Below are 14,511 nucleotides of genomic sequence, written 5' to 3' on the forward strand. Positions count from 1 at the left end.
TTTATGGAGCAATCGACGGGGGTTTAGTTGGAGGGGAAGTTGTAGGAGGCGCCGGAGGCGTGGTGGGTTTCGGGCCAGCGGGAGGTGACCACCTTGCCGCGGGTGTAGAAGGATACGCCTTCGGGTCCGTAAATGTGCTTGTCGCCGAAGAGGGAGGCCTTCCAGCCGCCGAAGGAGTGGTAGGCCACCGGCACCGGGAGGGGCACGTTGATGCCGATCATGCCCACAGTCACCGAACGCTGGAACTTGCGGGCTGCGGCACCGGAGGAGGTGAAGATGGCAGTGCCGTTGCCGTAGGGGTTGGCGTTGATGAGCGTGATGCCGTCCTCAAGGGTGTCCACGCGGACCACCACGAGGACGGGGCCGAAGATTTCCTCGGTGTAGGCGCTCATTTCGGTCTTGACGTGGTCGAGCACGGTGGGGCCTACCCAGAAGCCGTCTTCGTGGCCGGGGACCACCAGGTCGCGGCCGTCAACGACCATGGCGGCGCCGGCGGTTTCGGCCTCGGTGACGATCCGTACGATGCGTTCCTTGGAGGCGGGGGTGATGACCGGGCCCATTTCGGCGTCGGGTTCGGTGCCGTTGTTGACCTTCACGGCCAAGGCGCGTTCTTCGACTTTCTTGACCAGCAGGTCCGCGGCGTCACCGACGGCGACGGCGACGGAGATGGCCATGCAGCGTTCACCGGCGGAGCCGAAAGCGGCAGCGGCGAGGTGGTCGGCGGCGTTGTCCAGGTCGGCGTCGGGCAGGATAATGGCGTGGTTCTTCGCCCCGCCCAGGGCCTGGACCCGCTTGCCGTGCTTGGTGGCGGTTTCGTGGACGTACTGGGCGATCGGGGTGGAACCAACGAAGGAGATGCCGTCCACGTCCGGGTGGGTGAGCAGCCCGTCGACGGTTTCCTTGTCGCCGTGCAGGACCTGGAACACGCCGTCGGGCAGGCCAGCTTCCTTCCAGAGCTTGGCGAGCAGCAGGGAAGCGGAAGGGTCGCGTTCGGAGGGCTTGAGGATGAACGCGTTACCGGTGGCAATGGCCATGGGTGCCATCCACAGCGGCACCATGACGGGGAAGTTGAACGGCGTGATCCCCGCGACGACGCCCAGCGGTTCGCGGAAGGAGAAGACGTCGATGCCGGTGGAGACCTGGTCCGAGTAGTCGCCCTTGAGCAGGGTGGGGACGCCACAGGCGAACTCCACGACCTCCAGGCCGCGGCCGATCTCGCCCTTGGCGTCTGAGAGGACCTTGCCGTGCTCGGCCGTGACCAGCTGGGCGAGGTCGTCCACGTGGGCGGCTACGAGTTCGCGGAACTTGAACAGCACGGCGGTGCGCTTGGCCAGGGAGATGTCGCCCCAGGTATCGGCGGCCTTGCGGGCGGCAGCGACGGCGGTGTCCAGGTCGGCCCGGTTGGCCAGGCGCAGCTCGCCGGTCACGGCCCCGGTGGCCGGGTTGTACACATTCGTGGTGCGGTCGCCCTCGCCGGCGGTCTCGGCGCCGTTGATGAAGTGGTTGATGGTGATGGTCTCAGTGGTGGTGGCAGTCATGGGACTCTTCCTTGAGTAGTTCGAAGGGGATGGAAGTGCGGGGTCAGCCGAGCAGCTTGCGCTGGCGTGACTTGTGGTCGACGTAGGTCTGGAACGCCTGCTTGGTGGAGTCCAGTTCGGAGACCTGGGAGACGGGGACATCCCACCAGGACTCGGAGGAGGGTGCGTCGAGGAGGGGGTCGGATTCGACGTGGATCAGGATCGGCCCACTGTTTTCGGGGGCGGCCTTGGCGTCCCGGATGGCCTGCTCGAGCTCGGCGATGACCTTCTCCCCCGGTTCGATCCTAATGACCTTCACGCCCAGGGACTCGGCGTTCAGGGCCAGGTCAACGGGGAGGGTCTCGCCCTCATCGAAGCTGTGCTGTTCCTCGTCCAGGGCCCGGTACTGGGTGCCGAACCGCTGGGAGCCGAGGGATTCAGAAAGCGAGCCGATGGAGGCGTAGCCGTGGTTCTGGATCAGGACCACGATCAGCTTGATGCGCTCGGCGACGGCGGTGACCAGTTCGGTGTGCATCATCAGGTAGGAGCCGTCCCCCACCATCACGACGACGTCCCGCACCTGATCGCCTGAGGCGCCTGCCGCCGTCGTACTTGCCGCCTCGGCGATCACTGCGCGCTTGACGCCCAGGCCGCCGGGGATTTCGTAGCCCATGCAGGAGTAGGCGTATTCCACGTGGTAGCCGAACGGGTCCCGGACCCGCCACATCTTGTGCAGGTCCCCGGGCAGGGACCCAGCGGCGCAGATGACCACGTCGCGTGCGTCCATGGCCCGGTTGGTGGCGCCGATGATCTCGTTCTGGGCCGGCAGCGGGGTAAACCTCGTGTCGAAGGCCTCGTCCACGGTGGCGTTCCAGCGCTTCTTCTCCGACGCGATCTTCTGCTCCAGGTCCGCGCCGACCCGGTAGCCGCCCAGGGCGGCGTTGAGCTTGACCAGGGCCTTCCGGGCGTCGGCAACAATCGGCAGGTGTGTGCCGTGCTTGTACGCGTCGATGGGGGCGACGTTGATGTTCACGAAGCGCACATCCGGGTTCTGGAACGCGGTCCGGGACGCGGTGGTGAAGTCCTCGTACCGGGTGCCGATGCCGATGATCAGGTCCGCCTCGGCAGCGATGGCGTTGGCCGCCGTCGTGCCGGTGGAGCCGATGGCACCCAAGGAAAACTTGTGGTCCCACGGCAGGACGCCGACGCCGGCCTGCGTGTTCCCCACCGGGATCCCGGTCAGCTCGGCCAGTTTGGCGAGTTCGTCGTTGGCGTAGGCGTAGAGGACGCCGCCGCCGGCGATGATCAGCGGACGCTTCGCGGCGCGGATGGCTGCCGCGGCACGGGCGATGTCCTCGTCGTCGGCGTCGGGGCGGCGGATCCGCCACTCGCGTTCGGCGAGGAACTCCGCGGGGACGTCGAAGGCCTCAGCCTGGACGTCCTGCGGCAGCGAAATCGTCACCGCGCCGGTCTCGGCCGGGTCGGTAAGCACGCGCAGGCCATGGTGGAACGCGGAAAACAGCTGCTCCGGCCGGTTCACGCGGTCGAAGAACTTGGACAGCGGCCGGAACGCGTCGTTGACGGTGAGGTCGTAGGCGTACGGCTGTTCCAGCTGCTGCAGCACGGGGTCAGCGGCGCGGGTGGCGAACGTGTCGCTCGGCAGCAGGAGGACCGGCAACCGGTTGGTGGTGGCCAGCGCGGCACCGGTCAGCAGGTTTGACGAACCCGGTCCGATGGAGGTGCTGATGGCGTAGGTCTGGCGGCGACGGGTGTGCCGGGCGTACCCGACGGCCTGGTGGACCTGTGCCTGCTCGTTCCGGCCCTGGTAGTACGGCATCAGGGCGGGATCCTGCTGCTGGTACTGCTTCAGCGCCTGGCCCACACCGGCCACGTTGCCGTGCCCGAAGATCCCGAACGTGCCCGGAATGAGCCGCTCACGGTACTCCACGCCGCCCACCGAGTCCACGGTGTACTGCTTCGAAAGGTATTCGACGACGGCCTGCGCCACCGTCATTCTGCACGTTCCTGTTGTTGTGCCCATTGCTAGTTCTCCGGGAGTTCTGTGGTGTGGTGCAGGAGCGAGGCGGCCGCCGCGACGGCGCCCGCGACGTCGCCGTCGGCAGGGTAGAGCAGGGTCCGGCCCACGGTGAGTCCCCGGACGCCGGGCAGTGCCAGCGCGGCACCCCAGGTGGCGAAGACCTCGTCCTGGGACCCGTCGGGGTCACCGCCCAGCAGCACGGTGGGCATAGTGGTGGCCGCCATGACGCGTTCCATCTCCGCCACCACGGGAAGCTTCATCCAGGTGTAGGCGCTGGTGGAGCCCAGGCCTTCGGCGATGGCGATCGACTTGATCACGGCGTTGGGAGACAGGTCGTTGCGGACCCGGCCGTTCTCGCGGACCGACAGGAAGGGCTCCACCATGGCGATCAGCTTCCGCTCCGCCAGCGAGTCGATGGCCCTGGCGGTCGCTTCGAGGGTGGCCACGGTGTCGGGGTCGCCCAGGCAGATGCGGGTGAGCATCTTGCCGCCGTCAGCGCCGAGTTCCTGCAGGGCGGCGGCGGTGTGGCCGGTGAAGCGGTCATCGAATTCGTTGACCAGCCCGGACAGGCCGCCGCGGTTCATGGAGCCGAACACGAGTTTGCCGTCCAGGGCGCCGAGCAGCAGCAGGTCGTCCATGATGTCCGGGGAGGCCAGGACGCCATCAACGGCCGGGTTGGCCAGTGCGATCTGCAAACGGTCCAGCAGCTGGCGGCGGTCGGCCATGGCAACCGGATCGCTGCCGACGGCCAGGGCGCCGCGTGCCGGGTGGTCGGCGGCGACGATGAAGTTCTGCCGCCCGGCTTTCAGGCCGGGGTGCCGGCGCCGGGCCTTCGCGGCGCGGGACACGGCCTGGGGGTCTTCCAGGCGGATGGTGCTCAGGTGTTCGTAGCGCCGCGGATCATCGTCCACGGCAGTGTCAGGGGTGACAGGAGTGAGGGTCACAGTGCTGCTCCTTCGGTGGCGAGCTGTGCGGCAGTGGTGCCGGGAACCGGGCGGCCGCGTTCGGCCAGCAGCGAGGTGACCTCGTCCGGCGTCGGCATCGCATCGGCGCAGGACAGGCGGGAGGCGACGATCGCGCCGGCAGCGTTGGCGTAGTCCAGGACCTGCGCCAGCGGCCAGCCGGCCAACAGCCCGTGGCAGAAGGCGCCGCCGAACGAGTCGCCGGCGCCCAGGCCGTTCAGCGTCTCGACGGGGACGGGGGCGGAAACCACGCGCTCGGTGCTGGTCTTGGCCATCACGCCTTCGGGGCCGAGTTTGACGACGGCGATCTCCACGCCGGCGGCCAGCAGCCGGTCCGCCTGCTCATCAGGGGTTCCCTCGCCCACGGCGACCGCGCATTCCTTGTCATTGCCGATGGCCACAGTGACGTGCGGCAGGATCTTTGCCACCTCGGCACGGGCCTCTTCCTCGGAGGCCCAGAACATCGGCCGGTAGTCCAGGTCCAGGACGGTGAACTGCCCCTCGGCCAGGCCCGTACGGGGACGGGCCTCATGAGCGGCAAGATGCGCGGAGCGGGAAGGCTCCTGGCACAGCCCGGTGACAGTGGACCAGAAAATTCCGGCGTTGCGGATGGCGTCCAGGTCCAGCTCTTCGGTCCTGATCTGCAGATCCGGCGCGGTGGGGAACCGTCCGTAGAAGTACAGCGGGAACTCGTCCGTTGCCGGCTTGATCGCGCAGAAGGTCACCGCAGTCGGCCAGTCCTCTATGGGCGTAACGAAGGTGTCGTCCACGTTGAACTTACGCAGTTCACGGTGCAGGTACTCGCCAAACGGGTCGTCCCCGGTGCGGGTGATGACGCCGGTCCGGCGGCCATGGCGGGCAGCGGCAACAGCGACGTTCGACGGTGAACCGCCAAGGTATTTGCCGAAGGAATTAACGTCCTCCAGGCCAACCCCGATGTCGTTCGGGTAGATATCAACGCTGATGCGCCCGATCGTAAGAAGCTCGTGGGTCACGTGAATCGTGGACCTTTCTGGTGTGGAACTCGAATCCTTTGAGGGGCAGGAGTTCCGGGACTGGCAGGCCGTGGTGTGGGCCACAGGCACTACTTTGCCCTAGATTGAATGTCCTGTCAAAGGTTTGTAATGACATACTTACAACCGAAGTTGGAGCCGCCCATCTCCCAACAGATGGGCGCGGGGGCTACTTCTTGGGAACGGCCAATTCGCCGGTCACGTACTGCGCCCGGCCGAAGCCGAAGGACCAGTCGCCGGCAGTGTTTTCCACGTAGCCAATGAAGACGTCTTCGCCTGCAACCCCTGCCGCGGCAAGCTTCTCGGCCACGGCAGAGAACAAGCGCTGTTTGGCCTCCTGTGAGCGGCCCCCCTGGGTGAAGATCTGGATCATCACAACTCCCCCGGTCCGCTCAAAGCCCAGTCCCGCATCCTGGGCGAAGATCTGCCCCTGGGGATGCTCAGTGAGGATATGGAAGTAATCCCGTTCCGGAATGCCGTACTCGGCGAGGATCGCGTCGTGGATACCACGACTCAGCCGCTGCAGGTCCTCGGCGGTCCGCCCTTCATTGACGTCGATGCGTACCAGTGGCATGAAGCCCTCCCTTTATTATTTGTACTGACATACTAACAAAGTTGCAGCGGCTCAAACAAGATCACCCCTTGCACAACTTTCGTGGCAGGCTTATTCTTTAATCAACCGGAAGGTTGATAAACAAAGAGGTTGAATATGATTCGAGAGGCCGGCATGATCTCCGACGACGTGGCTCTGGACGTGGCTTTCCTTGCCCTGGCCGACCCCGTCCGCCGCAGCATCATCGCCCGGCTGAGCAGGGGTCCCGCTACGGTCAACGAATTGGCGGAACCGTTCGAGATTTCCAAGCAGGCAGTCTCGAAGCACATCCAGGTACTCGAGCAGGCACAACTGGTGACCCGGAGCAGGGATGCCCAGCGCCGTCCCGTACACCTGAACCCCGCACGGCTTGAGGCGCTGACTGCGTGGATCGATCAATACCGGTTGGTCCGCGAAGGGCAGTTCCGCAACCTCGACGCCGTGCTGAGAACACATGCCGCAGGCAGCGGCAGCCAATCCTCCAAGGAGTCATGATGAGCAATTCCCTGAAACTCAGCGTTCCTGAGGGCGTCCCCTTCATCGAATACGAGCGCGAGTTCGATTTCCCGGTGGCGGACGTGTTCCGCGCCCACAAAGAGCCGGACCTGATCGTCCAGTGGCTGGGTCCCCGGGGCATGAAGATGGATATCGACCACTACGATTTCCGCACCGGCGGGAGTTACCGGTACATCCACACCGGGCCTGACGGGGTGCCGTACGAGTTCCGTGGCATCTTCCATACGGTGCGCGAGAACGAGTTCGCCCTGCAGACGTTTGAGTTCGGCGGTTACCCGGACATCGTCAGCCTGGAGTTCATGACGTTTGAAGACCTGGGCAATGGACGGACCCGGCTGCGGGGGCACTCGGTGTACCCCAGCCAGGAGGCGCGCGACGGCATGGCGCAGTCGGGCATGGAGGGCGGAATGTCTGAAGGCTACGAGCGGCTTGAGGAATTACTGGCAGGCGCGCGCGTCTGAGCCGCGGGTCTGGGCAAGAGCGAGGGCTTCGTCCAGTACGCGGCCCAGGTTGGCGGCGTCGTGCGCGAAGCGGCCCAGGAAGAGTCCATCCGCCGCGGGCAACAGTGGAAGCAGGCCCGGGCCGGCGCTGCCGCCGTATATAAGGGGGCAGTCCCGGCCCAGCTCGGCACGGATGTGGGCCAGGACGGCGTTGACGTGCTCCGGCGGGGCGGGTTCCTGCGCACCGATGGCCCAGACCGGCTCGTACGCCAGGAGCAGGCTGCTGAGCAGGGCGGGGTCGCCGTCCGTGGCGGCGCGGACCTGCTGCACGCAGAAGGCGGCGGCAGCGCCGGCGTCGAGCTTGTCCGCCTCGCCGATGCAGAGCAGCGGGGTGAGGGAATGGCCGACGGCGGCGCGCACCTTGCGTGCCACCACGGCATCATCCTCGGCAAAGAGTTTGCGACGTTCCGCGTGGCCGATTTCGACGAGCGAAACGCCCAGTTCGGCCAGCATTCCGGGACTGACTTCCCCGGTCAGGGGCCCGTCGCCCCAGGCGCAGTTCTGCGCTCCCAGCAGCACGGGCGAGCCGGCCAGGATCCGCGCGGCAGGCTCCAGGACCGGAAAGGATGGGATGACGAAGACCCGGACCGCGAAATCCTTGGCGGAATTCGTGCCCAGTCCGGGCCTGTCGTCGACAACAGAGCGGACCTCCGACAGCCAGCGCAGGCTTGCCTGGTAGCCCAGGTACATTTTGGTGCTGACACCGATGTAGAGGGTGCCGTTGCCTGTGCTGCTGCCGGAGGTGCTCATGGCTTTCCTTTGTCGAGAGGGTGACGTGCTCAGTCGAGCAGGTCGTCGGCCTTGTTCTTGAACCGCTTGGTGGCGAACATCATCGCAGCGGCCACGAAGGGCAGGACGCCCAGGGCGTAGACGCCCATGGATCCGGTGGGCGATTGCGTGGCCTCGTTGACCGCGGTCCGCAGGATCGGGGCCACGAAGCCGCCCAGGTTGCCAAGGGAGTTGATCAGGCCGATGCCGGCTGCGGCGGCCGATCCGGCGAGGAACGCGGTCGGATAGGACCAGACCACCGGGCCAACGGCCAGGAAGCTGCACACCGCCAGGGTAATGAAGATCATGCCGATGACCGGCTGGTGGTTGGTGCCTGCCCAGGCCGACCCGAAGATGCACAGGCCTGTTGAGATGAACAGGATGGTGCCGAACTTGCGGCGCTTGGCCACGGTATCTGCGGCTTTTCCGATGAAGTAGCAGGAGAAGATGCCGAAGAACCACGGGACCGCGATCAGCAGGCCGACGGCCAGTCCAACCTTCTGCCCGGTCAGGGAGGACACCTGCTGCGGCAGGAAGAACGTCACGCCGTAGACGGCGATCTGCAGGCAGAAGTAGATGGCGGTGAAGTACCAGACGCGGCCGTTGCGCATGGCGGCCAGGATGCCGCGGGGCCCGGTTTCGTCCTTGATGGTGTCTTCAAGCGCCATGACTTCCTTCAGCGCGTACTTCTCTTCCTTGTTGAGGAACTTGGCCTTCTCCGGACCGTTGATCAGGAAGAAGAACGCCGCGATGCCGGCAAGGACGGCCAGGAGGCCTTCGACGAAGAACATGACCTGCCAGCCGCGCAGGCCGGGCACCTGGTCGCCGATGTTGATCAGCCAGCCGGACAGCGGGTTGCCGATCATCTGGGAGAACGGCTGTGCCAGGTAAAAGATGGCGAACATCTGAACGCGCACCTTGTTGGGGAACCACTCGGCGAGGTACATGATCACGCCGGGGAACAGCCCTGCTTCGGTCACGCCGAGGAGGAAACGCAGGATCACGAACGACGTCTCGCCCTGCACAAAAGCGAAGCATGCCGAAACGATGCCCCACGTGATGGCGATGCGTGCCAGCCAGATCTTGGCGCCGACCTTCTTGAGCAGCAGGTTGCTGGGGATCTCGAAGATCGCGTAGCCGATGAAGAAGATGCCTGCGCCCAGGGCGAAGGCCGCGGCGGACACCCCCTTGTCCGCTCCCAGCGCGGCCTCTGCGAAGCCGACGTTGGTGCGGTCCAGGAACGAAACGACATACAGGATGACCAGCATCGGCATGAGCCGGCGGGCCGCCTTGAAGATCGCGGACTTCAGGACCGGGCGGGCCAGAAGTTCCTTGGATGTTGCGGTGGTTTCGGACACAACACTCTCCTTCGAGTGGTGGGTTGGTGTTGTCCGCGGGCCGGCGGCCCGCGGGTCTTGCGGTGGCACCTTGGTAGGGGTGCCGTCAGTGCATGTACAGGCCGCCGTCGACGTTTAGCGTCTGGCCGGAGATATAGCCGGCATCCTCGCCGATCAGGAATGAGATGGCTGCGGCGACGTCTCGAGTGGTGCCCACCCGGTTCACCACCAGATCCTTGACGAGCTCATCCTTGCGTTCCTCGCTGAGGGTACCGCCCATGATGTCGGTGTCGATGGGACCGGGTGAGATGGCGTTGACGGTGATGTCGTACTCGCCCAGTTCGCGGGCGGTGGCGCGGGTCAGGCCGATCACGCCGGCCTTGGCCACGGAGTACGGGGTCTTGCTGAAGGTTCCGCCGCCGCGCTGGGCGGAGACCGAGGAGATGTTCACGATCCGCCCCAGCCGGTTCTTCACCATGGATTCAGCTGCCCGGCGGGTGGCGTAGTGGACACCGTTCATGTTGATGTTGACCACGCGGTCCCACTCGGCGCCGTCGAGTTCAAGGTAGGGAACCGGAGAGCTGACGCCGGCGATGTTGGCAAGGGCCACGAGCTGGGGCAGTTCTGCCTCGATCTCGTCGATGGCGGCCCGTACCGAAGCCTCGTCGCCGATATTGGCGCCGGCCCCGTGGGCTTTGACGCCGTGCTTTTCCGCCAACTCCTTGGCGACTGCCTTGCAGGCAGCGTCATCGAGGTCGATCACGCCGATGTTCCAGCCACGTTCGGCAAGGTAGTCTGCGGTGGCCCGGCCGATGCCGCGCTCTGAGACTGCCCCGGTGACGATCACCGTGCGGTCTGCGGGAAATGCTGTCATGGATTGTTCCTTCCGGTGAGGCAGGTTTCGGTCGCGGTAAAGGCGCCGCTTGGGGCGGCGCCTTTACCGTGCAGTGGTCTGGCTAGGACAGCGGGGCGGGGCCCAGGTCCTCGATGAGCTTTTGCATGGCGACGTATGCCTTGTTCCGGTAGGCAACCAGGGCTGCCGTGCGGTCGGCGGGGACGTCAAGGAAGCCGGAGCCGGTCTTGGTGCCAAGCTGGCCGGCGTCGACCTTTTCCTGGAGGATCTTCGGGGTGGCGAACCGCTCCGGGAAGCCGGTCTGCAGCGACTTGTAGCAGAAGGCGTAGACGTCCAGGCCTGCCATGTCCGCGATGGCAAAGGGGCCGAAGAACGGAAGGCGGAAACCGAAGGTGGTGCGCACCAGGGTGTCCACGTCCTCGGCGGTGGCAATGCCTTCCTCCACCACCTGCGCGGCCTCGTGGAAGAGGGCGTACTGGAGCCGGTTCAGCACGAAACCGGTGACGTCCTTGACCGTGGCGGTTTCCTTGCCGGTCTCGCCCACGATGGTGCGCGCCGCCTGCACAGTGGCTTCGGAGGTTCCCTCATGCGGGATGACTTCCACGCCGGGGATGAACGGTGCCGGGTTGGAGAAGTGGACGCCCAGGAACCGCTCCGGATTCTCCACGACCTCTGCCAGTTTGGCGATGGAGATGGTGGAAGTGTTGGAGCCGATGATGGCGTCGGGGCGGGCGGCGGCGCTGATCCGGGCCAGGGTGGCGTGCTTGATCTCCAGGACTTCCGGCACGGCCTCCTCGATGTACTCGGCGCCGGCCACTGCTTCTTCGATGTCCTTGGCTGCCCAGAGGTTTTCCTTGAGCAGATCCGTGGCGTTGGCCGGGAAGAGGCCTGCTGCGACGAATTCGTCGGATTCCTTCAGCAGCCGCTCGTAGTTGCCCTGGGCGATCTCGGCGGAGACGTCAGCGAGCGCGACGCGGGCTCCGGCGAGTGCCAGGACCTGGGCGATGCCGCCGCCCATGTAGCCTGAGCCGACGACGGCGATGTTGCGAGTGCTCATTTGTCCTCAAGTCCTTCCGACGCGTCCTCGTAGGAGGAGATGGCGTCTACTTTTGCCGCGGATGCGGAGTTTTCATCGAAGCGGTAGTTGAGCCACTCGCCCACCAGCTTCTTGGCGAGTTCAAGGCCGATGACGCGCTGGCCCATGGTCAGCACCTGGGCGTTGTTGGAAAGCACGGAGCGTTCCACGGAGTAGCTGTCGTGGGCAGTGACGGCCCGGATGCCCGGTACCTTGTTGGCCGAGATGGCGACGCCCAGGCCGGTTCCGCAGATCAGCAGGGCGCGGTCCGCTTCCCCGGCGGCCACCTTGCGGGCGGCGGCGACGGCCAGGTGCGGGTACGCGGTGGCATCGTCGGCGCCGACGCCCACGTCCTCCACGGAGGCAACGCGGGGGTCCGCCTCCAGCAGTTCGCGCAGGGCGTTCTTGTATTCAACGCCGGCTTCGTCGTTGCCGACGACGATGCGCCAGCCTGGCTGGGTGTTCTCAGTCATGATGTTCTCCTTAGGAGCTTTCGATGGTGGCGGCATAGTCGGCCACCCTGCTGGCGATGAGGCCGAAGGACACTGCCCCGGGGTCCGGGTGGCCAAGGCTCTTTTCCGCCAACGGGCGGGCCCGGCCTTTCTTCGGGCTAAGGTCGGCAGTCGCGTCAGCGGCCTTTGCCGCCGCGTCCGCTGCCGCACGAAGGCTTCCGGCCAGGCTGCCGCCGTCGTCAATTGCCTTGCTGAAGGTGTCAGCGAACGGAAGCAGCGCGTCCACCATGGTCTTGTCCCCCGCTTCCGCCTTGCCCAGGTCGACGATGGCGTCGCGGAGGGCGTTCACGGCCGCCGCTGCGTCTGCCGCGGAATAGGAGTCCTTGCTGCCCAGGGTCCTGCCGACGGCGGCGACGGCCGCGCCCCAGAGGGCCCCGGAGGTGCCGCCCGCGCGCTCGGCCCACTGCTCCCCGGCCGCGGCGAGGAGTTCCTCAAGGCCGGCGCCGGCAGCATGTGACTTCTCGGCGGCGGCGACGGCGGCGTCCACGCCGCGGCGCATGCCGATGCCGTGGTCCCCGTCCCCGGCGATGGCGTCCAGTTTCCCGAGTGCCTCTTCGTGTTCGACGACGACGGCGCGCACCTCCTTCAGCGCGTCCACCGCCGTGGCGGCCAGGGCAGTCGAGGCGGGAGTGGCCGCCAGCGCCGGAGTGGTTTCGGCCTCCGCCAGCGACTCGACGGAACGGGCCCGGCGCGGAGCCAGGTTCCCTTTGCGGAAGGCCGGGGTGTCAGCAGGCGCGGCCCAGAACTTTTCGAGTTCCTCGTCCAGCCAGAACAGCGTCAGGGACAGGCCGGACATATCCAGGCTGGTGACCAGCTCGCCGCATTCAGGCTCCACAATCTCCAGTCCGGCACCGGCCAGCAGTGCCTCAATCCTGCCGAACAGCAGGAACAGTTCGTCGTACTTGACCGTCCCGAGGCCGTTGAGGATGGGTACCACCCTGGTGCCGGCCGCGTCCGGCTTGTCCTTCAGGAGTCCATCCACCAACAGCTGTGCTAGTTCGCTGGCGGTGGGCAGCGGCTGCTCGGAAATGCCCGGCTCACCGTGGATGCCGAGCCCGACGGACATCATGCCTTCCGGCACGGTGAACAGGGGCTCGGCTGCCCCGGGCAGGGTGCAGCCGGCGAAGGCCACGCCGAGCGAGCGGGTGTGGTGGTTGGCCTTGATGGCGAGGCGCTCCACCTCGTCCAGGTCCAGGCCTGCTTCTGCTGCCGCCCCGGCCACCTTGAAGACCGTAAGGTCGCCGGCAATGCCGCGGCGCTTGCCGATCTCTTCGAGTGGAGCGCTGGCGATGTCATCGGTGACCAGCACGGTCCGGGTCTCGATGCCCTCGGCGTTCAGCTTGTCCTGTGCCTGGCCAAAGTGGAGGACGTCGCCGGCGTAGTTGCCGTAGCTGAGCAGGACGCCGCCGCCGGACTGGGATGCCTTGGCCACCCGGTAGACCTGCCCCGCGGAGGGGGAAGCGAACATGTTTCCACAGGCGCTGCCGGCAGCAAGCCCGGCACCCACCAGGCCGGCGAAGGCCGGGTAGTGGCCGGAGCCGCCACCGATCACCAGTGCCACCTGGCCCTCCGGTGATTCGGTGGAGCGGACAACACCGCCGTCCACGCGTGCCACGTACTGGCGGTTGGCGGCGACGAAGCCATCGAGGGCGTCGTCTGCGAACTGCGCTGGATCGTCAAATATCTTTGTCATGATTCCTCGTTGAACCGCTTGGGTTGTGTGCGGGAGTTAGCGTGCCGGAACGGCTGCCGGAGCCTGCCGGCCCTGCGCCACCTGGCTGGTGCCCAGGGCGTAGCCTTCGCGCTTGGGCAGGACCTGGCGGCGCAGGTAGTCCTGGTTGGCGGCGGTTACGCTCAGGCCGTCGCCGCCGTAGTGCTCCGTGCAGATGATGCCCTGGAAGCCGACGGAAAGGGCGAACTGGAAGGCCTCGCGGTAGCTGATGAGGCCGGATTCCATGGGGGCCGGCATGGCGACGTAGTGGTCCCGGGCCTGGTCCTCATCGCGGATGTAGTTCTTGACGTGCCAGTAGTTGGAGTACGGAAGGGTCTTATGGATCACTTCGCGCCAGTCCTCGATGGGCCGGTGCAGGCGGATCAGGTTGCCCAGGTCCGGGTTGATTCCGACGTTGGGCAGGTCGATGTCCTGAACCAACTGCACGGAGGAGTCCGCGGTGCCGAGGTAGGTGTCCTCGTACATCTCGAGGGACACCAGGAGCCCAAGTTCAGCCGCGTGCTTGCCTACCTCGCGGATGCGGCTGACGGCGTTGTTCCAGGTTTCCTTGTCCCCCACAGGGTCCTTGTGGCCTTCAACGGTCCAGAACCACAGCTGCTTCTGCTGCTCCGGCGTGATGGCCTGGTGGAGGCCGATCGAGACTACCTCGCAGCCAAGCTGTGCTGCGGCCTCCAGCGTGCGGTGCGTGTAGGCCAGGTTGTTTTCCCAGTTGCCTTCCTCGATCACGCTGCGGCGGATGGCGGAGATGGACGGAAGGCCCAGGCCGGCGGCGGTGGCGGCGGACTTCAGCTCATCCAGGCGGGCGCTGGAAAGATCACCGGGGCGGACCCAGCTGTCGGTAAGGTCGGCGTTGGTGAAGCCGGCGTCGGCCACTTCCTCGAAGACCCGCTGCCAGTCGCCGGCGGGGGCGTCCTGCACGGAGGTTCCATCGGCTTTGGTTCCCGGGAACTGCAGCAGGGCTGCGGCGATGGGCCAGTTTTCGGCTGTGTACGGCATTGTCACTCCAGATTTAGAATCGCATTTCCTATAGGATCTACGCTGCTTGTGGGCTCTGTCAAGGGCCTCTTCGTTGTGCCTGCTCAAACGCAGGCAGGTG

14 protein-coding genes are annotated in these 14,511 nt (G+C 66.2%); 2 read left to right on the plus strand and 12 right to left on the minus strand.

What is annotated here, in order from left to right; all coding sequences use genetic code 11:
- Nucleotides 1-23 precede the first annotated feature (23 nt).
- From QF031_RS16035 to QF031_RS16055, 5 genes are all read right to left on the minus strand, one after another.
- On the minus strand, nucleotides 24-1,538 hold the full coding sequence (locus tag QF031_RS16035; protein ID WP_307430318.1) for a CoA-acylating methylmalonate-semialdehyde dehydrogenase: 1,515 nt from the start codon (nucleotides 1,536-1,538) through the stop codon (nucleotides 24-26).
- 43 nt (nucleotides 1,539-1,581) lie between these two features.
- Nucleotides 1,582-3,531 carry a 3D-(3,5/4)-trihydroxycyclohexane-1,2-dione acylhydrolase (decyclizing) gene (gene iolD / locus QF031_RS16040; RefSeq protein WP_307430321.1) on the minus strand — a complete coding sequence of 650 codons (1,950 nt, stop codon included), beginning with the start codon at nucleotides 3,529-3,531 and terminating at the stop codon, nucleotides 1,582-1,584.
- A 29-nt stretch (nucleotides 3,532-3,560) separates the two neighbouring features.
- Entirely contained in the window at nucleotides 3,561-4,499 is a 939-nt protein-coding gene (locus QF031_RS16045; RefSeq protein WP_307430324.1) for a Cgl0159 family (beta/alpha)8-fold protein, read from the minus strand.
- The gene (gene iolC / locus QF031_RS16050) at nucleotides 4,496-5,512 is read right to left on the minus strand and encodes a 5-dehydro-2-deoxygluconokinase (protein ID WP_307430327.1); all 1,017 of its coding nucleotides are present in this window, start codon (nucleotides 5,510-5,512) and stop codon (nucleotides 4,496-4,498) included. Before iolC ends, QF031_RS16045 begins: the two co-directional genes overlap by 4 nt.
- 187 nt (nucleotides 5,513-5,699) lie before the next feature.
- Nucleotides 5,700-6,104, minus strand: coding sequence for a tautomerase family protein (locus tag QF031_RS16055; protein WP_307430329.1), 405 nt, complete (start codon nucleotides 6,102-6,104; stop codon nucleotides 5,700-5,702).
- Nucleotides 6,105-6,257: 153 nt separating this feature from the next.
- On the opposite strand from QF031_RS16055, the gene QF031_RS16060 reads away from it, so the two are divergent.
- Both QF031_RS16060 and QF031_RS16065 read left to right on the plus strand, forming a co-directional pair.
- Nucleotides 6,258-6,617 carry an ArsR/SmtB family transcription factor gene (locus tag QF031_RS16060; RefSeq protein ID WP_307433414.1) on the plus strand — a complete coding sequence of 120 codons (360 nt, stop codon included), beginning with the start codon at nucleotides 6,258-6,260 and terminating at the stop codon, nucleotides 6,615-6,617.
- Nucleotides 6,617-7,099, plus strand: a complete 483-nt coding sequence (locus QF031_RS16065; RefSeq protein ID WP_307430332.1) for an SRPBCC family protein — start codon at nucleotides 6,617-6,619, stop codon at nucleotides 7,097-7,099. The genes QF031_RS16060 and QF031_RS16065 overlap by 1 nt, the downstream gene beginning before the upstream one ends.
- Here the strand turns inward: QF031_RS16065 and QF031_RS16070 are convergent.
- From QF031_RS16070 to QF031_RS16100, 7 genes are all read right to left on the minus strand, one after another.
- Nucleotides 7,076-7,888: a triose-phosphate isomerase family protein gene (locus tag QF031_RS16070; RefSeq protein WP_307430335.1), complete on the minus strand. Its 813-nt coding sequence runs from the start codon at nucleotides 7,886-7,888 to the stop codon at nucleotides 7,076-7,078. The two genes, QF031_RS16065 and QF031_RS16070, sit on opposite strands and share 24 nt — an antisense overlap.
- A gap of 29 nt (nucleotides 7,889-7,917) precedes the next feature.
- Complete coding sequence (locus QF031_RS16075; protein WP_142120077.1) at nucleotides 7,918-9,264, minus strand: MFS transporter; 1,347 nt, start codon at nucleotides 9,262-9,264, stop codon at nucleotides 7,918-7,920.
- An 85-nt stretch (nucleotides 9,265-9,349) separates the two neighbouring features.
- Nucleotides 9,350-10,117 carry an SDR family NAD(P)-dependent oxidoreductase gene (locus QF031_RS16080; protein WP_307430340.1) on the minus strand — a complete coding sequence of 256 codons (768 nt, stop codon included), beginning with the start codon at nucleotides 10,115-10,117 and terminating at the stop codon, nucleotides 9,350-9,352.
- A gap of 82 nt (nucleotides 10,118-10,199) precedes the next feature.
- On the minus strand, nucleotides 10,200-11,153 hold the full coding sequence (locus QF031_RS16085; RefSeq protein ID WP_307430344.1) for a 3-hydroxyacyl-CoA dehydrogenase family protein: 954 nt from the start codon (nucleotides 11,151-11,153) through the stop codon (nucleotides 10,200-10,202).
- Nucleotides 11,150-11,644, minus strand: coding sequence for a ribose-5-phosphate isomerase (locus QF031_RS16090; protein WP_307430347.1), 495 nt, complete (start codon nucleotides 11,642-11,644; stop codon nucleotides 11,150-11,152). Before QF031_RS16090 ends, QF031_RS16085 begins: the two co-directional genes overlap by 4 nt.
- Nucleotides 11,645-11,654: 10 nt before the next feature.
- Nucleotides 11,655-13,376, minus strand: a complete 1,722-nt coding sequence (gene dhaL, locus QF031_RS16095) for a dihydroxyacetone kinase subunit DhaL (protein WP_307430350.1) — start codon at nucleotides 13,374-13,376, stop codon at nucleotides 11,655-11,657.
- 36 nt (nucleotides 13,377-13,412) lie between these two features.
- The gene (locus tag QF031_RS16100) at nucleotides 13,413-14,411 is read right to left on the minus strand and encodes a sugar phosphate isomerase/epimerase family protein (protein ID WP_307430353.1); all 999 of its coding nucleotides are present in this window, start codon (nucleotides 14,409-14,411) and stop codon (nucleotides 13,413-13,415) included.
- Between the last annotated feature and the right edge of the window lie 100 nt (nucleotides 14,412-14,511).

It is taken from the genome of Pseudarthrobacter defluvii, from assembly GCF_030816725.1.
Classification (GTDB): Bacteria; Actinomycetota; Actinomycetes; order Actinomycetales; family Micrococcaceae; genus Arthrobacter; species Arthrobacter defluvii_A.